This window comes from Bradyrhizobium sp. CCGUVB1N3 (assembly GCF_024199925.1).
In the GTDB taxonomy this organism is placed as follows: Bacteria; Pseudomonadota; Alphaproteobacteria; order Rhizobiales; family Xanthobacteraceae; genus Bradyrhizobium.
The window spans coordinates 5084382-5106220 of the sequence record NZ_JANADR010000001.1 but is presented as its reverse complement, the minus strand read 5'-3'; the positions used below and the strand labels follow the sequence as shown (position 1 = coordinate 5106220).

At 59.9% G+C, this 21839-nt stretch carries 18 protein-coding genes; 5 read left to right on the top strand and 13 right to left on the bottom strand.

Features of this window, described 5'->3' with window-relative positions; all coding sequences use genetic code 11:
* Nucleotides 1-31 precede the first annotated feature (31 nt).
* The 3 genes from NLM33_RS24400 (at nucleotide 32) to NLM33_RS24390 (ending at nucleotide 2616) form a co-directional block, all read left to right on the top strand.
* Entirely contained in the window at nucleotides 32-1009 is a 978-nt protein-coding gene (locus tag NLM33_RS24400; protein WP_254099525.1) for an NADPH:quinone oxidoreductase family protein, read from the top strand.
* A 34-nt stretch (nucleotides 1010-1043) separates the two neighbouring features.
* Nucleotides 1044-1715 carry a nitroreductase gene (locus NLM33_RS24395; RefSeq protein WP_254099523.1) on the top strand — a complete coding sequence of 224 codons (672 nt, stop codon included), beginning with the start codon at nucleotides 1044-1046 and terminating at the stop codon, nucleotides 1713-1715.
* 124 nt (nucleotides 1716-1839) lie between these two features.
* Nucleotides 1840-2616: an enoyl-CoA hydratase-related protein gene (locus NLM33_RS24390; RefSeq protein WP_254099521.1), complete on the top strand. Its 777-nt coding sequence runs from the start codon at nucleotides 1840-1842 to the stop codon at nucleotides 2614-2616.
* A gap of 253 nt (nucleotides 2617-2869) precedes the next feature.
* Here the strand turns inward: NLM33_RS24390 and NLM33_RS24385 are convergent, their stop codons facing one another.
* Nucleotides 2870-4048, bottom strand: coding sequence for a cytochrome P450 (locus tag NLM33_RS24385; RefSeq protein ID WP_254099519.1), 1179 nt, complete (start codon nucleotides 4046-4048; stop codon nucleotides 2870-2872).
* Nucleotides 4049-4064: 16 nt separating this feature from the next.
* The gene (locus tag NLM33_RS24380; RefSeq protein ID WP_254099512.1) at nucleotides 4065-5273 is read right to left on the bottom strand and encodes an ABC transporter substrate-binding protein; all 1209 of its coding nucleotides are present in this window, start codon (nucleotides 5271-5273) and stop codon (nucleotides 4065-4067) included.
* Nucleotides 5274-5382: 109 nt separating this feature from the next.
* On the opposite strand from NLM33_RS24380, the gene NLM33_RS24375 reads away from it, so the two are divergent.
* Nucleotides 5383-5862: a MarR family winged helix-turn-helix transcriptional regulator gene (locus NLM33_RS24375; RefSeq protein ID WP_254099510.1), complete on the top strand. Its 480-nt coding sequence runs from the start codon at nucleotides 5383-5385 to the stop codon at nucleotides 5860-5862.
* A 217-nt stretch (nucleotides 5863-6079) separates the two neighbouring features.
* On the opposite strand, the gene NLM33_RS24370 is transcribed toward NLM33_RS24375, so the two are convergent.
* Entirely contained in the window at nucleotides 6080-7285 is a 1206-nt protein-coding gene (locus NLM33_RS24370) for a diaminopropionate ammonia-lyase (RefSeq protein ID WP_254099508.1), read from the bottom strand.
* Nucleotides 7286-7498: 213 nt separating this feature from the next.
* Here NLM33_RS24370 and dapF point away from each other — a divergent pair, with 213 nt between their 5' ends.
* Nucleotides 7499-8362, top strand: coding sequence for a diaminopimelate epimerase (dapF, locus tag NLM33_RS24365; protein ID WP_254099506.1), 864 nt, complete (start codon nucleotides 7499-7501; stop codon nucleotides 8360-8362).
* 29 nt (nucleotides 8363-8391) lie between these two features.
* Here dapF and NLM33_RS24360 read toward each other — a convergent pair whose 3' ends face one another.
* The 10 genes from NLM33_RS24360 to NLM33_RS24315 all read right to left on the bottom strand — a co-directional run bounded on the left by NLM33_RS24360 (nucleotide 8392) and on the right by NLM33_RS24315 (nucleotide 21643).
* Complete coding sequence (locus NLM33_RS24360; protein WP_254099502.1) at nucleotides 8392-9915, bottom strand: malonyl-CoA synthase; 1524 nt, start codon at nucleotides 9913-9915, stop codon at nucleotides 8392-8394.
* Nucleotides 9912-11321 (bottom strand): malonyl-CoA decarboxylase, encoded by a 1410-nt coding sequence (locus tag NLM33_RS24355; RefSeq protein WP_254099500.1) that lies wholly within the window; start codon nucleotides 11319-11321, stop codon nucleotides 9912-9914. The genes NLM33_RS24360 and NLM33_RS24355 overlap by 4 nt, the downstream gene beginning before the upstream one ends.
* Nucleotides 11322-11892: 571 nt before the next feature.
* Nucleotides 11893-13113 (bottom strand): Zn-dependent hydrolase, encoded by a 1221-nt coding sequence (locus NLM33_RS24350; RefSeq protein WP_371929984.1) that lies wholly within the window; start codon nucleotides 13111-13113, stop codon nucleotides 11893-11895.
* A 57-nt stretch (nucleotides 13114-13170) separates the two neighbouring features.
* On the bottom strand, nucleotides 13171-14328 hold the full coding sequence (locus tag NLM33_RS24345; protein ID WP_254099496.1) for a M20 aminoacylase family protein: 1158 nt from the start codon (nucleotides 14326-14328) through the stop codon (nucleotides 13171-13173).
* A 37-nt stretch (nucleotides 14329-14365) separates the two neighbouring features.
* Nucleotides 14366-15415: an amino acid ABC transporter substrate-binding protein gene (locus NLM33_RS24340; RefSeq protein WP_371930131.1), complete on the bottom strand. Its 1050-nt coding sequence runs from the start codon at nucleotides 15413-15415 to the stop codon at nucleotides 14366-14368.
* Nucleotides 15416-15711: 296 nt separating this feature from the next.
* Nucleotides 15712-16404 carry an amino acid ABC transporter ATP-binding protein gene (locus NLM33_RS24335; protein ID WP_254105872.1) on the bottom strand — a complete coding sequence of 231 codons (693 nt, stop codon included), beginning with the start codon at nucleotides 16402-16404 and terminating at the stop codon, nucleotides 15712-15714.
* A 161-nt stretch (nucleotides 16405-16565) separates the two neighbouring features.
* Nucleotides 16566-17705 (bottom strand): amino acid ABC transporter permease, encoded by a 1140-nt coding sequence (locus NLM33_RS24330; RefSeq protein WP_254099492.1) that lies wholly within the window; start codon nucleotides 17703-17705, stop codon nucleotides 16566-16568.
* Nucleotides 17706-17707: 2 nt separating this feature from the next.
* Nucleotides 17708-18907 carry an amino acid ABC transporter permease gene (locus NLM33_RS24325; protein ID WP_254099490.1) on the bottom strand — a complete coding sequence of 400 codons (1200 nt, stop codon included), beginning with the start codon at nucleotides 18905-18907 and terminating at the stop codon, nucleotides 17708-17710.
* 111 nt (nucleotides 18908-19018) lie between these two features.
* A complete protein-coding gene (locus NLM33_RS24320; RefSeq protein ID WP_254099488.1) occupies nucleotides 19019-20026 on the bottom strand; it encodes an amino acid ABC transporter substrate-binding protein in 1008 nt (335 codons plus the stop codon).
* 180 nt (nucleotides 20027-20206) lie between these two features.
* Nucleotides 20207-21643: a M20 family metallopeptidase gene (locus NLM33_RS24315; protein WP_254099486.1), complete on the bottom strand. Its 1437-nt coding sequence runs from the start codon at nucleotides 21641-21643 to the stop codon at nucleotides 20207-20209.
* Nucleotides 21644-21839: the final 196 nt, after the last annotated feature.

Genomic DNA, 21839 nt, shown 5'->3' with positions numbered 1-21839 from the left:
ATCCGGATCGGCGCTCGCTCAAGAGGATGTCATGAAAGCAGTCCTGGTCGAAAACTACGATCGCATCGAAAATATCGCCATCAAGGAAGTGGCCAAACCTGAATTGTCGCCGGGAATGGTCCGCGTTCGAATTCAAGCAGCCGCCGTCGGTTTCGTGGACGGCTTGAAGGTGCAGGGGCTGTATCAGACCAAGGATCCTCTGCCATTTACGCCGGGGTCGGAGTTTGCGGGCGTCGTCGACGAGGCGGCGGAAGATGCTAAGGGCTTCGCACCCGGTAAACCGGTCATCGGGATGGTCAGAAATGGCGGCCTTGCCGAGTATATTTGCGTGCCAGCCGAAGACCTTTTTTTCACGCCGAAGGGCATAGAGCCGGAGGTCGGCGCCTCGTTCTTCGCTAACTACCTGACAGCACTGTACGCGCTCAGCGCTCGGGGAAAGCTACAAAGAGGCGAGACACTTCTGGTTTTGGGAGCCGCGGGTGGGGTCGGAATAGCCGCTGTCCAGGTTGGAAAGTTGCTGGGAGCCCGCGTCATTGCGGCAGCTTCGACTGAGGAGAAACGACAATTTGCGATCAGTCATGGTGCAGATGCGGGCCTGGACTATACGCGTGAAGGGTGGCGCGACGAACTTAAGGAACTCACCGGCGGTCACGGGGCGGACGTGATCTATGATCCCATTGGCGGAGATCTGAGCCTGCAGGCCTTCCGTTCGATCGCCTGGAACGGACGGCACCTGGTGATCGGCTTTGCTTCAGGGACGATTCCGGCGCTGCGGTTCAATCTGCCCCTTCTGAAGGGGGGCGCGCTGCTGGGTGTCGACCTGGCACAGATTGGTCGTCGCGAGCCGGATGTGAGAGACCTCGTCATCGCCCAGCTGTTCACTTGGTTGAGCGAGAAGACGCTTGCTCCTGTGGTGGGACGGGTCTTTGCGTTTGAGGAATTCCACGAAGCGTTCAAAGCGATGACGACGCGCTCGGCTCTAGGAAAGATGGTCGTCCGGATCGGATGACGAGTTTTCTCGATAAGTCTTTGGAGAAAGTTTCATGAGAGTTTCTGACGCGTTGAACTCGCGCACCTCCGTGCGGGCATTCTTGGACGTTCCCGTCCCCGGCGAGGTCGTCGAAGACATCCTGCTTGCGGCCAGCCGTTCACCTTCCGGCGGCAATCTACAGCCTTGGCATGTCTGGGCTCTAGGAGGTCAAGAACTCGCTCGATTCAAGGCGCTAATGGCCGAGCGAATCAAGATCAATCCGAAGGGCGAGAAGCCGGAATACAATATCTATCCACCAGAACTGAAGGAGCCGTATAGAAGCCGACGCTTCAAGAACGGCGAGGATCTCTATCGCACGATCGGGATTCCGCGCGAAGACAAAGCTGCGCGTCTCAATCAGCTTGCTAAGAACTTCAGCTTCTTCGGTGCGCCAGTCGGCCTGTTTTTCGCCATCGATCGCCAAATGGAACCTGGGCAATGGGCAGATCTCGGCATGTACATGCAATCCGTTATGCTGCTCGCGCTGGAGAAGGGGTTGAGCACTTGCCCGCAGGAAGCTTGGGCGCTCTGGCACGAGACCGTTGCGGAGTTCATCGGCTTGCCTCCCCATCTCATGCTCTTTTGTGGCATGGCTCTGGGTTACAAAGATCCAGCACATCCTATCAACAGTCTGCGCGCGGATCGCGCCGACTTGTCGGAATTCGCCACTGTCGGCGGGTTTTGATCGCGAGAAGCCAAGAAACTCTGCACTGATAATCGATTTGCCGAACCTCGATTGTTTGCAAACTGATCGTCTCAGACAACAGCTGTGCCATCGGCATATTCCACTTCGAAAGGCTAAAGCCGCAATGACGTACGAACATGTCAAGGTCGCCCGTGAGGGCAGATGCACAATCGTTACGATTGATCGGCCTGAGGCACGTAACGCCTTGAATGCTGATTGCCACGCCGAGCTTGAGGACGTCTTCGACAAATTTGCTTCCGACGACGAGCAGTGGGTGGCGATCATCACGGGGGCCGGACCGAAAGCGTTCTGTGCAGGTCACGATCTCAAGCAGCAGGCGGCTGGCGGAGGGCTGACGACCCCAGCCAAGGGCTTCGCTGGTCTGACAAAGCGCTTTGATCTGGCAAAACCGGTGATCGCGGCGGTCAATGGAGTCGCGATGGGCGGCGGATTTGAGATCGCACTGGCATGCGATATCGTGGTTGCCTCGACGAACGCGATGTTCGCGCTGCCGGAGCCGCGCGTCGGCCTGGCGGCGCTCGCTGGGGGAATTCAGCGACTCCCTCGGGAGATCGGCCTCAAGCGAGCGATGGGCATGATGCTGACGGGACGTCGGGTCAGTGCGGAGGAAGCGTTATCGTTAGGTCTCGTCAACGAGGTAGTCAGCGGGAACGTTCTGGATGCCGCCAGACGCTGGGCCGACGAGATCCTTGCCTGCAGTCCCATGTCGGTCCGGGCCACTAAGGAAGCGGTTCTCCGAGGGCTGTCACGCTCCATTTCCGAGGGAATTTCAGAGGAGTGGGAATACCCGGCTATGAAGGTGATGCTCGCTTCTGCGGATGCGGTGGAGGGACCGCAGGCTTTTGCGGAGAAACGCAAGCCGAATTGGAAGGGGCACTGAGCCTACTTCACAGTGGACTAGTGGCTTAAAGGGTTTGCCGTTTTCCTAGCCTCAACCGTGATCATAGCTCGTTCACACGACGCCCGAAATAGTCGCCGATGTCCGGTGTTGCTCCTCCCAAGACTTGCCGGGCTGTTGCAGCTCAGGTTGCAACAGCCCGGCACTTTTTCCTTGATCCAGAGGTCTCGCAATTGGCCAGAGGTCGTCGCGACAACTTGACCTTAAAGCGGGCCGACCGCGCGCGTGATACAGCTCATGCCGCCGTCACGCGAACCGGCATGCTCTCCAGCCCGCGCAGGGAATTGTTGAGCCTGCGCTTCGGCTCTGCCGTGAGCTCGATGGTCTTCACGCGCCTTGCAAGCTCGCCGAAGATCAATTCGCCCTCCAGGCGCGCGATCATCTGGCCGACGCAGGCGTGAATGCCGGCGCCGAAGCCGACATGTCCGGTCGCAACCCGCTCGACGTCGAACTGATCGGGCCTGTCCCATCGCGCAGGATCGCGGTTGGCGGAGGCCATGAAGAGCAGCACCTTGCGATGCGCCGGAATCACGCCGCCGCCGATCTCGACCTCGCGCGAGGTGGTGCGGAAGAACGTCTGCACCGGCGAATCGTAACGCAGGCCTTCCTCGAAAGCGTTGCGCGCCAGCTCCGGCTTGTGATGCAGCTTGCGGTATTCGCCCGGATGGGTGGCGAGCGCGAGCAGGGTGTTGCCGATGCCGTTGACGGTGGTGTCGATTCCCGCCGTGAGGAACGGCCGCACCAGGTGCGTCGCCTCGTGCTCGGTGATCTCGCCCTCGTCGGCCGCCTGGTAGATCATCATGCCGAGGCTGTCCGGCCGTAGCGCATCCCGCGCGCAACATTCCATGATCCAGCTCTGCGCGGCGAGACCTTCCTGCCGTGATGCCGCCGCTATCTCGTTCTCCGGCCCGAAGCTGTTGAACACGAACGTGCTCCAGGCCAAGAGCTTTTCGCGGCCGTCTGGCCGGATGCCGATCGCATCGGGAAACACCTTCATCGGAAAGGCTTCGGCAAGATCGGTCACGGCATCGAACATGCTTTTGTCGATCAGCTCCGCGACCTTCTTCTCCGCCTCGCGCTGGAACGTCTCGCGCAGCTTCCTTGCGACGCCCGGAGACAGCGTGCGGCCGAGCACCCGGCGGCCCTTATCGTGGTCGGGAGGATCGATCTGAAGGGTCAGCGGTTTTGGCAGCGTCGGGTTCATCCCGTGGAGCCCGACACCCTCGCCGCTGATGAACGTCTTCCAGTCTTTCAGGGCCGGCTCGACCTCGGCATAGCCGGCCATCGCCCACACGCCGTAGCGCTCCAATTCGAACGCAGGCCCGAGCGCGCGCAACTTCTCATAGGCGAGATAGGGCTCTATCAGGAAGTCAGGTGCAAACGGATCGACCGGACTGGATGCAATGCCGCTCATGGTCAGCTCCGATCCGCTATTGCTTGCTGAGCGGGCACTGGCCTTCGCTCTCGGGGCGGAACGCATCCTCGCCTTTGATCGTGGCGACGACCTTCAAGAGATCCCATGCCGACGTCGATTCCTCGGGCACCTTGACCTGCAGCAGGTACAGCGGATGGATTTTGCGGCCGTCCTTGCGGATATAGCCCTTGCCGAACAGCACATCGTCGGTCGGCATCTCCTTCATCGCGGTGACGACGGCCTTGCCGTCCTTGGCGCCGCCGGCCTTGTCGACCGCCTTGAGGTAGTGAATGACCGAGGCATAGACACCGGCCTGCATGTCGTTCGGATAGGCTTTCGACGGAATCCGCTCGGCGAAGCGCTTTGCGAACGCGCGCGTGCCGTCGTTCAGATCCCAGTAGAACGGATTCATGATCTGCGCGCCTTGCGCAAACTTTAGCCCGAGCGCGGGCAGGCCGTTCATGCCGAGGATCAATCCGACCAGCTTGTGATCCTTGGTCAGCCCGAACTCAGCGGCCTGCTTCATCGACGTGATGGTATCGTCACCGGCGTTGGCGAAGCCGACGACGTTCGCGCCGGACGCCTGGGCCTGGAGCAGGAAGGAGGCGTAGTCGGCCGTTCCCAGCGGATGCCGCACGCTGCCGAGCACCTCGCCGCCCGAGGCTTTCACGGCCTCCGCAGCCTGCTTCTCCAGGTCATGACCGAAGGCGTAGTCGGCGGTGATGAAGAACCACTTCTTGCCGCCCTGCTGGACGATCGCCTTGCCGAGACCGCGACCATAGGCATAGGTGTCGTAGGTCCAGTGCACGGTGTTCGGCGTGCACTTCTCGCCGGTCAGGAGCACCGTGCCGGCGCCAGATCCGACGAAGACCTTGTTCTTCTCGGCGCTCATGCCGGCCACTGCGAGCGCGATCGACGAGTTCGGAATGTCGAAGATCGCATCGACGCTCTCGTTCTCGTACCAGCGCCGGGCGATGCCAATCCCGATGTCGGTCTTGTTCTGGTGGTCGGCCGCGACGACCTCGACCGGCTTGCCGGCGGCCTTCCCGCCGTAATCCTCGACCGCCATCTTGGCGGCGACCACTGAACCGATGCCCTGATAGCTCGCGAACGGGCCGGACTGGTCGTTGAGGATGCCGATCTTCACCACGTCCTGGGCGAATGCCGGCGCTGCAGCCAGCGTCGCGGCCAGAATGCATAATTTATGCAGGAATTTGCTGTTCATTGTGTCCCTCCCATGGGCGGTCTTGGTGCCGCTGAATAATAGTTATATTTTATAGCTATTTTTGAGAGTGTCAATTCGGCCGATTTCGGCCGCCCTGCGGATGAAGATGATGAGCCCAAGACGCGTAAGAACCGGAACGAAGTCCGCATCACCGCCGGAAAGCTCGCTGGACCTGCGCGCGCTGCAACGAACGCCTGGCTTCATGCTGCGCCTCGCGCAGCTGAAGTTCTTCGAAGGCTTCTACGAGGAATTCGCCGCACTCGGTCTGACACCCGCGACCTACGCGATCTTCGCCATCATCCGCGACAATCCCGGCGTGCCGCCGAGCAACCTCGCGAGCCTGCTGCGGCTGCGCCTGCCGAACCTGATCAAGATCTTGAACGAGCTGGAATCGTCCGGCTTCATCAGGCGCAATCGCTCGAAGTCTGATCGCCGCGCGATCGAGCTCATGCTGACGCCGAAGGGCACAAAGCTCATTGAAGAGGGGGCGCGGCTGACGGACTCCTATAATCGGAAGATGCTGGCGCCGCTCACCGAGGCCGAGCAGCGCACGCTGCTCGAGCTGTTGAACCGGATGCTGCCGCTTTAGGACGGATCAGCGAGCTGGGACGTTGCGACGCGCCGCCGTCGATACAGGCCGCGGGGACCGGCCTTACGGTGTGGTCCAGGACTTTCGTTTGCAGGCATGCAGGCGGCCGAACTCCTCGACGCCCGAAGCGACGTCTGACGTCGTGGCTGTTGCACGTACCGAGGGTGCCTCCGTTTCCTTCGCGATATGCTCCCCAGTGAATTGAGCTCTTTGCAGTTCAATGCTTGCTGAGCACTCTTGCCGTCACGTCCTCGGGACGAATGCCCACAAGCTTCCGATAGAGCACCGGATCAGTCGCCCCCTCGGTATTGATCAGGAAGACGGATGAATCTGGGCCGAGCCCGATCTCCGCGCGCAGCGCCGGATCACGCGCCACCCTTGCCAATCCAGCGAGACCGACACCACCGCTTTCGCCGGCGACGATCGCCGGATCGCCATCGACGGGATACGCGAGATCCTTCATCGTCGCGATCGCCGCGTCGTCCTCGACGGTCATGAAGGCATCTGCAACGCGGGAGAGAATGCGCCAGGCAACAAGTGATGGCTCGTAGCATTCGAGCATTGCCATAACCGTCGGTCTGTCGTGCGGCACCTTCACAATATGGCCAGCCTTGGCGCTCTCGAGAAGGCAGGCGGCTCGGGCCGGGTCCACCACGGTCAGGAAGGGTCTGTCATTTCCGAACACAAGCGCAAAATGGGCCGCAACTGCTGCGGCGATGCCGCCGACGCCTGCCTGGACAAACACATGGGTCGGAGGTTTTGGTAGTGCGGCAAGCGCCTCACGCAGTAGCGCGGTATAGCCCTGCATGACAAGGTGTGGGATGCGTTCGTAACCAGGCCACGATGTGTCGGAGACCACGATCCAGCCCCGCTCGCTGGCGACACTCGATGCCGTCGCAACGGAATCATCGTAGTTGCCTTCAACATGCTCGATGCGAGCACCATAGCGGGCGATCGCTCGGCATCGCTCGTCACTAACGCCCGCATGGACAAAGATGACGCAGTTTGCGCCAACCAGTTGGGCGCCTTGTGCCACCGACCGGCCGTGGTTGCCGTCGGTAGCACAGGTCACCGTTAGTCCCGCGGCGACTGCGGCCACCTCAGGTGAGCGCCACTCGGAAACGTCGACCGGACGGCCGAGTTGTTTCGACGCCAACTCGAGAACAAGCTGGATGACGGCATAAGCTCCTCCGAGCGCTTTGAAGCTGCCGAGACCAAGGCGGTGTCCCTCGTCCTTGAGGTAAATGGATTGGATACCCAGACGACGCGCAAGGGCGGGAAGTGAAACCAGGGGGGTCGGGATCGCCCCCTCTCGATGTTGGAGAAAGCGCTCTACGGCTTGAGCAGCCTCGATGCCGAGAGCGTCGGCATCGGAAGGGTCGAGTGCTGAACGATAGTCACTAAGGGTATTGCGGAGCAACATGGCGTCATCTTCTGCTGACCAGGTCCATCATAGATACCGCCCCTGACGTGATCACTGCGCTACAATTTCACCTAGATATCGCAGATTTCCCTCTCGCTCACCCGCGCAAATGAGCATTTTACGTCGGAAGAACCTGCTAACTAGGATCAGCCGGTGAAAGCGCGGTCAACGTTTTAGGGGGGTCTTTGTGGCCAGTGAGAAAAGGGTGCTGCCATGAGCCCGCTCGCCAATCGCGCATTTGCCAAGATGAACGGCATCGGCAACGAGATCGTCGTCGTCGACATGCGTAACTCCGATGCTCCCGTTACGTCGAACGATGTGCTCGTGATGGCGGGCGCCGTTACCTACGATCAACTGATGGTACTTCACAGGCCACGGTCGGCGGGTACCGAAGCCTTCGTCAGCATCTACAACAATGACGGTTCGGAAGCCGGCGCTTGCGGCAACGGCATGCGCTGCGTGGTCCGCCGGATCTTCGAAAAGACCGGGCAGACCGTGGCGACGTTGGAGACGCGCGCCGGCCTGCTCTATTGCTGGCAGGGGCCGGTGCCCGATCTCTATACCGTCGACATGGGCGCTCCCAAGTTCGGTTGGCGGGATATTCCGCTTGCGCATGAGTTTAGCGACACGCGCAACATCGACTTGCAAGTTGGGCCGATCGATAATCCGATCCTCCATTCGCCCGCAGTCGTGAGCATGGGCAATCCGCACGCGATCTTCTGGGTCGACAACGTCAACGGCTATGATCTCGGACGTTTTGGTCCGCTGCTCGAAAATCATCCGATTTTTCCCGAGCTCGCCAACATCACGCTCGCTCATATAGTTGATCGCAACCACATCACGACCCGCACCTGGGAACGCGGTGTCGGCATGACCAAGGCTTGCGGCTCGGGGGCCTGCGCGACGGCGGTTGCTGCGGCGCGGCTGAAGCGCGCTAACCGCAGCGTCGAGGTCACGCTGCCCGGCGGCAAGCTCAATATCGAATGGCGCGAGAGCGACGACCACGTGCTGATGACGGGTACGGCGAGCTTCGAATATGAGGGGACCTTCGATCCAGCCCTTGCGCCCATCGTGTGAGGCCCACGTTCGCCCGTATAGCGCGGCGTTCACCCGACCTTGATCGAATAAAGATTGCCAAACCGTTCACGCAGCAGGTTCTTCTGCACCTTACCCATAGCATTGCGCGGCAAAGTGTCGACGAAGATGACGCGCTTCGGCTGCTTGAACTTTGCCAGTCGTCCGGACAACGCGTCGAGAATGGCGCGTTCATCGACGGTAGCGCCCGGCGTTCGCACCACTGCAGCGGTGACGCCTTCACCGAAATCGGCATGCGGAACGCCGACGACGGCACTTTCGGAAACACCCGGGATCGCGTCGATCTCCGCTTCGATTTCCTTTGGGTACACGTTGAAGCCGCCGGTGATGATCAAATCCTTGCCGCGGCCGACGATGTAGAGATAGCTGCTCCGATCGAGCTTGCCGAGATCGCCGGTGATGAAGAAGCCGTCGGCGCGGAATTCGGCCGCGGTCTTCTCCGGCATGTTCCAGTAGCCGGAAAACACGTTCGGTCCCTTCACTTCGATCATGCCCACCTCATCGGTGGATAGTTTGTTGCCGGTTTCTGGATCGGTGATGCGAACCTCGACGGCGGGCAGCGGGCGGCCGACGGAGCCGGGGATGCGCGCGCCCTCATAGGGGTTGGAGGCGATCATGCCGGTCTCGGTCATGCCGTAGCGTTCGAGGATCTCGTGACCGGTCTTCTCCTTCCAGGCGCGATGTGTATCCGCCAGCAGCGGCGCCGAGCCGGCAACGAACAATCGCATGTGGGCTGTCGTGCGCGCATTCAAACTCGGGCTTTGCAGCAGGCGGACATAGAAGGTCGGCACGCCCATCAGCACGGTCGAACGCGCCATCGCGGCCAGAATTTGTTCGGCATCGAATTTTGGCATGAACAGGATTCGTGAGCGCGCGGCGAGGGTCACATTGCAGGCCACAAACAGACCGTGGATGTGATAGATCGGCAGTGCATGGATGAGGACATCGTTGCGGGAGTAGCGCCATTGCTCGACCAGCGTCAGGGCATTGGAGACCAGATTGCCGTGCGTCAGCATCGCTCCCTTGGAACGACCCGTGGTGCCCGACGTGTAGAGGATGGCGGCAAGATCATCCTTGTTGCGCGGCACGGTGTCGAAATTGGTGGGACGGCCCGCGGCCGCGTCGACGAGCGAGCCCTTGCCGTACTGATCGAGTGTCTCGACGCGCCCGCCGGCCTTTGCGGCAATGGCGCGCAGATCGGCCGCTTCCCTCGGGTCGCACACGATCAAGGTCGGTTGGGCATCGCGGACGAAATATTCGGTCTCTGCGGCCGTATAGGCAGTATTGAGCGGCAGATACGTTGCGCCGGCGCGAAGGGTCGCCAGATAGAGCGCGATCGCCTCGACGGATTTTTCGACCTTGGCGGCAACGCGATGATCGGGACCAACGCCGATGCTGGCAAGGAATCCTGCCAGCCTGCCGCTGATCGCGGAGAGGTCGGCGTAGGTCAGCGTGGCGCCGCTTTCCCGTTCGATGCTGATCGATTGATCGGACCCGGCGGAGGCGAGCAAGCGGTCGTACAGATTCCAGGTCATGACGGCTTCTTCCGTTGAGGGGTGGTTGGGGCGGCCGGAACGAGGTCGCGGGACGACAATTTTGCGCGCAGCGCTTTCTTCACCTTGTCAGAGGCGACGACGGTTCCGTGCTCGGCAAACGCTTCGTGGTTGGCTTCGATGTGGTCGAGGTCGTAGAGGTAATTGACCATCATGCCGTAGGATTGCTTGATGCCCTTGGCGGAAGGATCGCCCGAGAAATTCAGCCGCTCGAGGCGAGCGCCGTTGCCGAGATGAAAGCGCGCGACGGGATCGACCGGCTTTCCGGAAGGAAGTTTTGCCTTCAGGAAATAGTAAGCGGCGAGCGCGCTGATGGCGTCCTTTGCCGGTGCGATATCGCCGCCACCTTCGAGTCCATCCAGCACGCGTCGGGTATCGTCATCGATGGCACTGGAAGCCTCGTTCTTGAGTTCTCGTCGCACCCAGCCGGCAAAGCCTGGCACCGGTGACAGCGTGACGAAGGTTTTCAGGTTCGGCAGTTCGCGGGCGAGGTCCTGCACCACTTGCTTGATCAGGAAGTTTCCGAACGAGACGCCGCCGAGTCCCTTCTGCGTGTTGGAGATCGAGTAGAACACGGCCGTCGTTGCCTCATGCGCCTCGATCGCCTGACGCGATTTGTCGAGCAGCGGTCGGATTGCGCCGGGAATCTCCCTGGTCAGCGCCACCTCGACGAAGATCAGCGGTTCGTCGACGAGCTGGGGGTGGAAGAAGGCGTAGCAGCGGCGGTCCGGCGGCTCGAGGCGGTTGCGCAGATCGTCCCAGTCCTGGATGGCATGGACCGCCTCATAGCGGATGATCTTCTCCAAAATGCTCGCCGACGTATTCCAGTCGATCGGCCGCAGCACGAGAAATCCCCGGTTGAACCACGATGAGAACAGATGAACGAAATCGTCGTCGACCGGCTGCAACTCGGGGTGTTTGGCCAATAGGGAGAGCAGCACGGCGCGCATGCGCACCAGCGAGGCCGTTCCCCCCGGCGACAGGTTGAGGCGCCGGACCAGTTCCTGCCGGCGCGGCTCGGCCGCCGCATGTAGCGCTTCCAGTCTGGTTCCGTCGCCGCCTTCCTTGCGCTGATAGTCGGCAATCGCAAGTTCGATCGCGCGACGGTCAGGTCCGAACCGGTCGGCGAGCGAGGCCAGGAATTTGAGCCGCTGCGGCTCGTCGGCCCGCTCGAAGGCCGCCAGCAGCGATTGTGCGATCGCCACCCCCGAGGCTTCGCCGCGCCGGGAGAGCAGCGCCTCGCCCAAAAATTCGAGGTCGCGATCCTCATCGTGCCCGCGCTCCTGTTTCATGCCCAGCACCGCGCGGCCGCGCTGCGTCAGCGTGTCGATCAGTCCCTGTAGGAATTCGGGCGTTGTAATGCGTCCAGATCGGGTGTCGTTCAGCACGGTCTTGTCTCCGCGATCATCGGGAAAGGCTATGCCAATCGCAACGGCGTGCGCGTACGTAAGGATTCCGTATCAAGACGTGCGATAGCTACAAGCCGTGGAGCTTGCCGCAGCGTCCCTCAAGTCTTACTCAGCTTTTGTGCCGTCACGTTCTCGGGGCGAATGCCCACGAGAGCCTCATAGAGAACTGGATCAGTCGCGCCTTCGGTGTTGGTTAGGAAGGCAGTCCGTTGTCCAAGCCCATCATAGATATCGCCCTCAACGCGATCACTGCGCTACATCTTCACCCCGATATCGAAGATTTCCCTCTCGCTCACCCTCGCAAATGAGAGTTTCGCGTTCGGGAGAACCTGCCAGCCTGGATTGGTACCCTTCTAGCTCTGTTTGCGTCCATCCGGTGAAGCCAGCGTCGAGCTCTCAATTGTGAATTCGCGCCTTGGCTCGCTCGCCTGGACAGTCTGGAGCCGTGCAACCGACAAAGCGCTTGCTTGTCTTGGCTCCATCCTCTCTGGATTTACATCCTCCGGAAAAGCCGACGCGGTTAATGTGGCCCAAGCATCAGTCTTTTTATTCATTGGCTCAGCTTCCTCGCGACATCGAGAAGGACGTTTGCGCCCGCGATCAGCTCACTGTCGGCGGTGAACTCTGCTGGGTTGTGACTGATCCCACCCCTCGAGGGCACGAATATCATTGCCGCCGGCGCAACGCGTGCAATCATTTGCGCGTCGTGACCCGCGCCTGACGTCATTCGTCGGCAAGATAATTGCCGCTCGGCCGCGGACTGCTCAACGGCAGCCACGATTTCGGGCGCGAACGTCACGGGTTCGAAGCGAGCCAAACGCTCGGTCGTTACCTCATAACCTTCATCGCGAAGGTCATCTAAGAAGCGCTGGAGAGCAGCCTCCTGAGATCTCAGCCGATCCTCGTCCGGATTCCTCAAGTCGACAGTGAAGACCGCGGCTGACGGAATCACGTTGATCGCATTCGGTTCGAACCGGATGGTGCCGACAGTCGCCACTGCGTTCTGCGTTCTTCGCGCGAGGTCATCAAGGAAGGCGATAACTCGTCCCGCTGCGACACCGGCATCGCGACGCATCACCATCGGCGTCGTTCCTGCATGGTTTGCTGTGCCGCCTATTGTTACTCTTTGCCACGAAATGCCCTGGAGGTTTTCGACCGCACCGATAGGCAGGCCTTCGGCTTCCAAAACAGGACCTTGTTCTATGTGGAGTTCGACGTAAGCGTGGGGGCGCAGGAATCCCGGCTCTCGGGACCCCGCATAGCCGATACGAGCAAGCTCAGCCCCAAGCGTCGTTCCGTCGGTCCCGACGACTGCAAGAGCGTCGTCGGTAGCCAATCCTCCCGCTGCGACGAGACTGCCCATCATGTCAGGAGCGTAGCGCACACCCTCTTCATTGGTGTAGGCGACGACGGCAAGAGGCCGAACCGGTCGCAGGTTCGCTTGCTGCATTGCTTCGATTACCGCCAAACCGGCCAGAACACCAAAGCAGCCATCGTAGATGCCGGCATCAATTACGGTGTCTATATGGGATCCCATCACTACCGGCCCGCCTGAAGAGCCTTCCGGCTCCCAGACGCCATAGATGTTGCCGATGCGATCGATTTCGATGCGCAAGTCCGCTTGCTTCAGCCAACCACAAAGAAGGTCTCGCCCCTCGCGATCGGCGTCGGTAGCCGCGACACGGCAAAGGCGTCCGGTTTCGTCGCGGCCGGTTGCCCCAAGTTCTTTGATACGCTCGATCAGGCGAGCTGCGTCAATCGCAAGAATCATTGCCATCCATCCTTGTAGGTCGCCCCCGGCTGGGCTCTTCAGTCGCTGTGCCCAGCGTTATGCCGCCGGTAGTCGACGCCGCGTGATTGCGACATGGAGCTTGGTGCCGGTGAGAAGCCCCTCGTCGTTGAAGTCGTAGCTTGGGTTGTGCAAGGGAGCAGAGTTCGTACCATTGCCTACGAATAGAAAGCAGCCCGGCACGTGCGCCAGAAACCGTGCGAAGTCTTCCGATCCAGTCATAGGTTCACGTGCGGTCGCGACATTCTCCGGCGGAGCGACGGTGTGTGCGGCCGCAAACGCCTCCTCGACGAGGGCAGGGTCATTCAGGAGCGGCACAAACTCGCGCGTATATGTAACCTCGACGGCAAGATTGTAGGTGCGGGCGGTTCCTTCAGCAATAACACGCATCTGGGCCTCGATCTCCGCGCTGACTTCGGGGCAGAAGCTGCGTGCATCGCCCAGGATCCGTGCCAGTCCTGGTAGTGCGTTCCGGGTACCGTCGGTAATGAGCTCGGTCACCGAGACGACACCGATATCGGTCGGGCTCAACCGCCGGGACACTATCGACTGAATATTCATGACGGTTGCGCAGGCGGCCACAAGGGTCTCCTTGCCATGATGAGGACGGGCGGCGTGGCCGCCGATGCCCTTCAGCACAATTTCGAAGTTGTCCTCTGCCGACATAATAGGCCCAACACGGGTTTGCACGTGCCCGACCGCAAGACCTGGCATGTTATGGAGGCCATAAATTTCCTCAAACGGAAACCGTTCCATCAAACCGTTGTCGAGCATCGCGAGTGCCCCTCGGCCCCATTCCTCGGCGGGTTGGAAGACAAAACGCACTGTGCCATCGAACCCTCCTTCTTCGGATAGAAGCTTGGCGGCCCCAAGAAGCATCGCGGTATGACCATCGTGCCCGCACGCATGCATAACACCGGGATTGAGTGACCGATGGCCAATCTCTCCTTGCTCAGAGATGCGTAGTGCGTCCATGTCGGCGCGCAGCGCGATGCAGCGATTGCCTGTTCCGCGCCTCAGCGTCCCAACCACTCCCGTACCGCCAACCCCCTCGGCAACGTCGTCTAAACCAAATTCGCGGAGCTTTGCTGCCACGAAGGCTGCAGTGCGGCGCTCCTCGAACCCGAATTCTGGATGCCGATGGAGATCGCGTCTCCATTCAGTCATCTCACGGTCCAGCGTCGCAAAGTCGATCATTGGCATGTCTCCTTGGAAAGTGCGTATCTCGCTGCGATCAACGCATCGGCGGGGCGTAGTGCGCGCCGCCATCCTTCACGAGGCGGTTGATGCCGCGGGGAATGCCCAGCGGTACAATATTGCGATTCCAGATCTCGGCGAAGTTGCCGACCGCCTTAACTGCGTTCACAGCCCACTGGGTGTCCAGGCCCAAAGCCGCGCCGAGATTGTTCGTCTCGCCCATGAAACGTTGAATTTGGGGATCAGCGCTCTTACGGAACGTTTCTATATTTGATTGGGTGATCCCGAACTCCTCGGCGGTGAGCAGCGCGACATGCGTCCAGCGGACGATGTCGAAAAAGCGTTGGTCACCTTTGCGGACGAAAATTCCGAGAGGCTCTTTCGATATGATTTCGGGTAGCACGACATAGTTGTCGCCTGCGGGACCCAGCGTCGCCTTGAACGAACCCAGTTGCGCACTGTCATTCGTGTAGGCGTCGCAGCGGTCGCTCATCAGCGCGTCGCGGATCTGTTCTAGCTTCTCAATGACAACAGGTTTTAGTTCAAGCTTATTGGCTCGAAAATAGTCGACGAGATTCACCTCGCCGGTCGAACCAGGCTCCACACAGACGGATGCGCCGTTGAGATCCAGCGCACTTTTTGCACCAGTGCTTTTCTTTACGAGAAAACCTTGGCCATCATAGAAGTAAACTACAGCGACCTCCAGACCAAGACTGGCCTCACGGGTGAGAGTCCAGGTCGTATATCGCGCAACGAGGTCGACTTCGCCAGACTGCAGTGCGGGAAAGCGCGTAAGACTAGTCAAAGAAGTGAGGCGCGCCTTCGCGGGATCGCCGAAGATTGCGGCTGCGACGGAACGGCAGAGGTCAACATCGAGCCCCTGCATGACGCCCTTGCTGTCGGGGAAACTAAAGCCGGGTTTGTCCCCCGAGATGCCACAGATCAGATATCCGCGGGCTTTGATGGCACCGAGCGTGTCTACCGTACCGGCTGCTGCGGGTGAGTTCTGTGCCTGAGCTTGAGTGACCAACGGCGCGATCGCTAACGCTGCTGCGCAGATCGTCGTACGCAAGGCTCGGCGCAACACGTCATGGCGCTTCGCGGGCGTCGAACAGCGCAAATCCAAATGTCTCATGTTGTAGTCCTCCTCCAAAGGCAGTGTGGTTGTTCGCGTTGATCTTTTCGCGGCCTCTTCGTCTCAAGACGGGATCTGCGCTGGCTAGGCGGCGAGACGTGTTTCGTTCGGACGAGTCGCGTCAATCGCAAGGGACATTGCCATCCATCCATAGAGCCGCTTCCGGGACTCGCCTCGGCGAGCCGCGGCCTCCTGTTGTGTCAATCAATCCATCGGCTCGGTATTTCCCGAGTTGGCACATCGGAAGATCAGTGCTGTCTAAGAACTTGACCTAAGAATAGCTTGAGCCGATCGGTCTTTGGTTGGCCAAACACCGCCTGCGGACTTCCGGATTCGACGATTTGGCCGTGGTCCATGAACACGACGCGATCGGCTACTTCGCGGGCAAATCCCATCTCATGGGTGACGCAAATCATCGTCATGCCATCCCTCGCGAGCGAAACCATCGTATCGAGCACCTCTTTGACCATCTCCGGATCGAGAGCCGACGTTGGTTCGTCGAACAGCATGATCTTAGGCTTCATGCATAGGGCGCGGGCGATGGCAACGCGCTGCTGCTGTCCGCCCGAAAGCTGGCCGGGGAACTTGTTGGCTTGATCAGGAATACGGACACGCTCCAGGTAGGCTCTCGCCTGAGCTTCGGCGTCTGCGCGAGCGACGCCGCGCACAAGCATTGGTGCGAGCGTACAGTTTTCGAGCACCGTCAGATGCGGGAACAAATTGAAACTTTGGAATACCATTCCGACTTCCCGGCGAATGGCATCCAGATGGGCGATGTTGTGGTCGACCTGTATGCCGTCCACAAAGATCTTGCCCTGCTGATGTTCCTCAAGATTGTTGATGCAGCGAATAAGCGTGGACTTGCCCGAGCCTGAAGGCCCGCAGACCACGACCCGTTCGCCGGCTGCAACGTCCAGGTCGACGTCGCGAAGTACGTGCATGTTGCCGTACCATTTGTTGACCTTTTGTATCGAAACCGCGATCGCCTTTGTTGGCGAATTAGTCTCGGCGATCGCTGGCTCGACCACTTTAAGTTCCTCTTGATTCATCTGCTGTCTCTCGCGGAAGGAGCGGCTCAAGTTGTCGCCCGAGTGGTCAATGGTTAACGGTGTCTATGCATGTTGAGGCCGAATTCCAGCCATTGGCTGTATCTCGACATCGCGAAGCAGAAGACGAAGTAGATCAGGCCGGCGACGATGTAGGTCTCCACTCCGAATCCCTGCCAGGCTGGCTCGGCGACGGCGACCTGTGCCGAATGCAGGAGGTCGTATAGACCGATGATCAGGACCAGAGAGGTGTCCTTGAGGAAGCCGATGAAGTTGTTGACAAGCGGTGGAATGACCGTTCGCAGGGCCTGAGGAAGTACAATCCGTCTCGAAGTCTGCCAATAGGAAAGCCCCAAGACGTAGGCGGCCTCATACTGCCCCTTTGGAAGCGCTTGCAGGCCGCCACGCACGACCTCCGCGAGATACGCAGCGAAGAACAGGATAATAGCGATCTGTGCCCGAAGAAGTTTGTCAAGATTGACACCTTCGGGCATCAGCAGCGGAAACATGACACTCGCCATGAAAAGGAGGGTGATCAGAGGGACGCCGCGAATAACTTCGACATAGGCCACGCAGAGCCATTTGATGAATGGAAGGTCCGAGCGTCGGCCAAGGGCTACGAAGACTGACAACGGAAACGCGAGCGCGACCCCGATAGTCGCAATGATAAGCGTAAGTGGCAGGCCGCCCCAGCTTGCCTGGGAAACGAATGTGAGTCCGAATACGCCGCCCCACATGAGCAGTCCGATCAGGAGGAGCGTAAGCACCCACAGTGCTGCCAATTCGATGCGCCAGAACCGCTTCATCGCAGACACGACGAACAATCCGACGAAAAGGGCGATGACGATCGCCGGTCGCCATTGCTGCTCGAAGGGATATATGCCGAACAGGATGAAGCGGTACTTCTCCCTGATGACTGCCCAGCAAGCTCCCCTTCCTATCGCTCTACAGCTATCGGTTATGGGGCCCTGTGGGCCGGCTGGAACACTCCACACGGCGTCCAAAAAAGCCCAATGAAACAGCGAGATTCCGGCCTTCGTTATGACCGCCAGCAAGACCAATGTCGTGAGCGAGGAAAGCCAAGAGTAGAAGAGTTTCTCCCGCGCCCAAGCGAAGAAGCCGCCACCGATCAATTCCGGGCGTTCGCGCGCTTCAACGGGTGTCGGATTGACGATGTGTTCAACCAAAGCGGTCATGGTCAGCGCTCCACCAGCGCCACGCGGGCGTTGTAGATGTTCATCAGAAGACTGATAGAAAGACTGATCGTTAAATAGACGCCCATGATGACGCCCACGAGCTCGATGGACTGACCCGTTTGATTCATCGAGGTGGTCGCGACGGACACAATGTCCTGGTAGCCGATCGCGACGGCGAGCGAGGAGCCTTTGGTCACATTCAGATACTGGCTCGTCAACGGAGGAACAATGACGCGCAGGGCCTGCGGAAATACGATCCAAGTCAGAATGTTTTGCGGATGGAGCCCGAGGGCGCGAGCCGCTTCGTGCTGCCCTCGGCCCACCGATTCGAGCCCCGATCGGACGATTTCGGCGATGAACGCAGCATTGTAGATGACTAGACCTACGAGAAGCGCGAAGAATTCCGGAGAAACGGTGACGCCGCCGCGAATGTTGAAACCCTTTGGCTGAGGCATATCAAGGTTAGTCGATGCGCCGAGCGAGAACCCGACGACGAGCGGGATGATGACCAAAAGGGTGATGGCTACCGGCCAGAACGATTTTGCGCGTCCTTCCTCCAGTTGCTTGCGCGACGCTCGCTTCGCGTACAGCGTCGTCGCCAGTAGGCCGAGCACAAAGGCGAGCAGCGTCCAACCATGCGCGGTTTGCCAATCGAGAACGGGGAAGCTCAATCCACGATTCGATAGAAAAACGCCGGCGACGGGATTTAGAGCTTGCCGCACGGGCGGAAGTTTCTGAAGGATGGTGTACCAAAGAAAGAGCTGGAGCAGGAGCGGGACGTCCCGGAACAGATCGACGTAAATGGAAGAAAGCTTGGCGAGCAGCCAGTTCTTCGAAGTGCGCGCGACGCCGATTGCGGTGCCGAGAATGGTCGCAAGAATGATGCTCCAGAACGCAACCGATAGCGTATTCAGAGTCCCTACGAGAAGCGCGCGGAAATAGCTGTCTGCCGGCGTGTAAGCGATCAAGTGTTCGGCAATAGGCAAACCCGCTTCGCGAGTAAGGAAGCCGAAACCCGATGCGATGTTGCGCGCTGCAAGATTGTGGTGGAGATTGCCGGCGAGCCAGAAGACGCTTCCAAACAGGGCAACCGCTGCGAGCGCTTGCCAAACGATTCTACGCACGGCGACGTTTGAAACAAACGAGCCCAGCATTATTGCCCGACGATTGTGCGCTTGTATGTCGTTGTTGAGTGCCGTCATGTCGCTCTGCTACGAACTGCAAGAAGTGAGTCAAATTGAGAGTACGTCTCCCTAGGAGAAGACGAGAGGATTGCCGGAAGGCCTTCCTCACGCCGCCGCTCGCGAGCGGTATCACCGCATCGGGGGAGCGTATTGAAGGCCACCATCCTTCGCGAGGCGGTTTACGCCGCGCTGAATGCCCAGGCTTGCGATGGTGCGGTCCCAGAGCTCAGCGGTATTGCCGACGGCCTTGACCACATTGACGGCCCATTGCGCATCCAGCCCAAGAGCGGCACCTAGATCGCCGGTCTCGCCCACGAAACGCTGATTCTGTGGGTCTCGTGTCTTCCGGAAGGTGTCGATATTGGTTTTGGTGATGCCGCTTTCCTCGGCGGTCAGCATGGCAATGTAAGTCCAGCGAACGATGTCAAAGAACCGTTGGTCGCCCTTGCGGACGAAGGTTCCGAGCGGTTCCTTTGATATGATGTCGGGAAGAAGAATGTATTCGTCGCCGGCTGGACCCATCGCAAATTTCAGGGAGCCGAGGAGCGTGGAATCGTTCGTATAGGCGTCACATCGGTTGTTTGCCAACGCATCGCGGACCTGTTCGATCTTTTCGATGACGATTGGCTTCAGTGAGAGATTGTGGGCGCGGAAGAAGTCGACCATGTTGGCCTCGCTTGTCGAGCCCTGCGTCACGCAGACGGTGGCGCCATCGAGCTCCAGCGCGCTCTTTACGCCCAGGCTTTTCTTCACCATGAACCCCTGGCCGTCATAGAAATAGACCGAGGCGACGTCTAGACCGAGGCTGGCTTCGCGAGTGAGAGTCCACGTGGTGAAGCGGGCCAGCATGTCGACTTCGCCGGATTGGAGTGCAGGGAAGCGCGTCAAGCTGGTGAGGGAGGTGAAGCGAATCTTCTCCGGGTCGCCGAAGATCGCGGCTGCGACCGAGCGGCATATGTCCGCATCCAGGCCTTGCATCACGCCTTTGCTGTCCGGGAAGCTGAATCCCGGCCGATCGCCTGCCACTCCGCAGATGAAGTACCCCCGTGCCTTGATGGCTCCGAGCGTGTCGACCTTGTCTGAAGGAGGAGCACTCTGACCGGTCTGGGCTTGGGCGCTTCGCGGGACGATGGTCATCGCCGCTACCAGCGCCGCAGCACCAAACGCGATCGCCAGTGTTGAATGCGGCCTACCTGCGCGCGTGCGAGCGGATCCTAAAGTCACCATAGTCGTTCCTTCCCTGTTAAATGCGATGTGTTTGTTTTTCTTGGGCGTGCCTTACGGCATCACCGTTCGTCGAGCGAGGAGTGGTCGGAGTCAGGCAGTCGTCGATGCGACTGGTTGCCTATCCCGGATCGCTACCTCTCCGAGATCCCAGAACAAGCCCGTCATGATCTGCATTCCTTCTTCCACCACGGAGACGAGCATGTGCTCGTTCGGTGCATGCTGGGAGCAGGACGGATAGGAGTGCGGAATCCAGAGGGTCGCCATGCCGATGATCTCGGCAAAGACTTCGTTCGGCAGCGACCCGCCAAAGTTTGGCAACAAAGATGCTTCGCGACCGAGCGTCGTCTCCATCGACGAGAGAGCGAACTGAACCCAACCGTTGTCGAGGTTGGTCCGGGTCGCAAGGTAAAAGTCTTCCTTGATTTCCTCGATCGTCACGTCGGAGAAACCTCGCGCGTCCAAATGGGCGCGCAGGGCGGGAAGAACTTTCGCCGGATCGACGCCAACGACATAGCGCAGCTGGCAGATCGCGTTAGCGGTACCCGGCACGGCATTGACCGGCGCGTCAGGCCGGCCACAAATGAAGGCCAGGACCTCGAAATTGCACCAGCCGTAGACCTGTTCCGCGCCCGCCAATCCCGGCTCACCCCAGTTGTCGTCGATCTCCGGGTCCTCGGGGCCTGTTTCGAGGGCAATCTTTTTCAGGGCTGCGCGGACCTCGGGCGGCATGCGATCCGGAGTCCATTCCGGAATCGCGATGCGGCCGGTTGGATCGGTAATAGTGGCAATCGCATGGGCAAGCCTGATGCCGGGATTGACGAGCAGGCCACCCCAGTTCCCGGAGTGGTATGCTCCTTCGCGGATCTTGCAGGTGAGACGGAAGCCGACGCTGCCGCGACCGCCGAGAAACAAAGTTGGAGCACCTGCTGCCAAACGGGGGCCATCGGAAGCGATGAGACAGTCCGACCTAAGCAGATCGCGATGCTCTTTTGCGAGTTCGGCTAGCCCGAGCGAGCCGGTCTCCTCGCCCATCTCGATGAGCACCTTGGTGTTGAATCCCAGATGGCCGCGTTTTTCCAAGACGATGCGCAAGGCAGCTAGGTTGATTGAGTGCTGCCCCTTGTTGTCCGCAGTGCCCCGGCCATAGATGCGACCTTCGGCTTCATCCAGTATCCAGGGGTCGCGACCGTCTTTCCAATCGCCAGCCATGCCCCACAGGACGTCGCCGTGCCCGTAGATCAGAATGGTAGGACGACCCGGATCCTCGATTCGCTCGGCATACATAGCCGGTAGACGCCGCTCGACAGGGTTCTCGATGACCTGGCATGAAAAACCCATCCGCTCCAGGAGCGGACGCATTTCCTTGTTCAAGTAGTGAAGGTTGTCGTCGCGGCTATCCTGGCGCGGGCTTTCGCTGCGGATTGCAATGCGAGGGGCCATCTCGGCCGTGAAGCCGCCGTCAACGACGTAGCTTCGCGCGGCGGCGATCGCATCTTCCCTCATGGTCGGGTGGGCAACGCTAGACATCAGAACTCCCACGCTGCCGCTCCCTGTGCCGCGGTTCTTATGCTTTAAGAATGTGCGTATTCGGATATGATCAGTATTGCGGCGTGGCCGAGTTGTGCGCTCGGATTCAAGCTTCCGAATGCAATCTTCCCTCGTTTTCTCGGCATTGGCCGAACGAATTGTGGTGGTTCACTCGAAATCGCTCGGAGCGATATTT

Coding starts and splice junctions, on each gene's coding strand:
- NLM33_RS24400 (WP_254099525.1), top strand. CDS start 32: ATGAAAGCAGTCCTGGTCGAAAACTACGATCGCATCGAAAATATCGCC.
- NLM33_RS24395 (WP_254099523.1), top strand. CDS start 1,044: ATGAGAGTTTCTGACGCGTTGAACTCGCGCACCTCCGTGCGGGCATTC.
- NLM33_RS24390 (WP_254099521.1), top strand. CDS start 1,840: ATGACGTACGAACATGTCAAGGTCGCCCGTGAGGGCAGATGCACAATC.
- NLM33_RS24385 (WP_254099519.1), bottom strand. CDS start 4,048: ATGAGCGGCATTGCATCCAGTCCGGTCGATCCGTTTGCACCTGACTTC.
- NLM33_RS24380 (WP_254099512.1), bottom strand. CDS start 5,273: ATGAACAGCAAATTCCTGCATAAATTATGCATTCTGGCCGCGACGCTG.
- NLM33_RS24375 (WP_254099510.1), top strand. CDS start 5,383: ATGAGCCCAAGACGCGTAAGAACCGGAACGAAGTCCGCATCACCGCCG.
- NLM33_RS24370 (WP_254099508.1), bottom strand. CDS start 7,285: ATGTTGCTCCGCAATACCCTTAGTGACTATCGTTCAGCACTCGACCCT.
- dapF (WP_254099506.1), top strand. CDS start 7,499: ATGAGCCCGCTCGCCAATCGCGCATTTGCCAAGATGAACGGCATCGGC.
- NLM33_RS24360 (WP_254099502.1), bottom strand. CDS start 9,915: ATGACCTGGAATCTGTACGACCGCTTGCTCGCCTCCGCCGGGTCCGAT.
- NLM33_RS24350 (WP_371929984.1), bottom strand. CDS start 13,113: ATGATTCTTGCGATTGACGCAGCTCGCCTGATCGAGCGTATCAAAGAA.
- NLM33_RS24345 (WP_254099496.1), bottom strand. CDS start 14,328: ATGATCGACTTTGCGACGCTGGACCGTGAGATGACTGAATGGAGACGC.
- NLM33_RS24335 (WP_254105872.1), bottom strand. CDS start 16,404: ATGCACGTACTTCGCGACGTCGACCTGGACGTTGCAGCCGGCGAACGG.
- NLM33_RS24330 (WP_254099492.1), bottom strand. CDS start 17,705: ATGACCGCTTTGGTTGAACACATCGTCAATCCGACACCCGTTGAAGCG.
- NLM33_RS24325 (WP_254099490.1), bottom strand. CDS start 18,907: ATGACGGCACTCAACAACGACATACAAGCGCACAATCGTCGGGCAATA.
- NLM33_RS24320 (WP_254099488.1), bottom strand. CDS start 20,026: ATGACCATCGTCCCGCGAAGCGCCCAAGCCCAGACCGGTCAGAGTGCT.
- NLM33_RS24315 (WP_254099486.1), bottom strand. CDS start 21,643: ATGTCTAGCGTTGCCCACCCGACCATGAGGGAAGATGCGATCGCCGCC.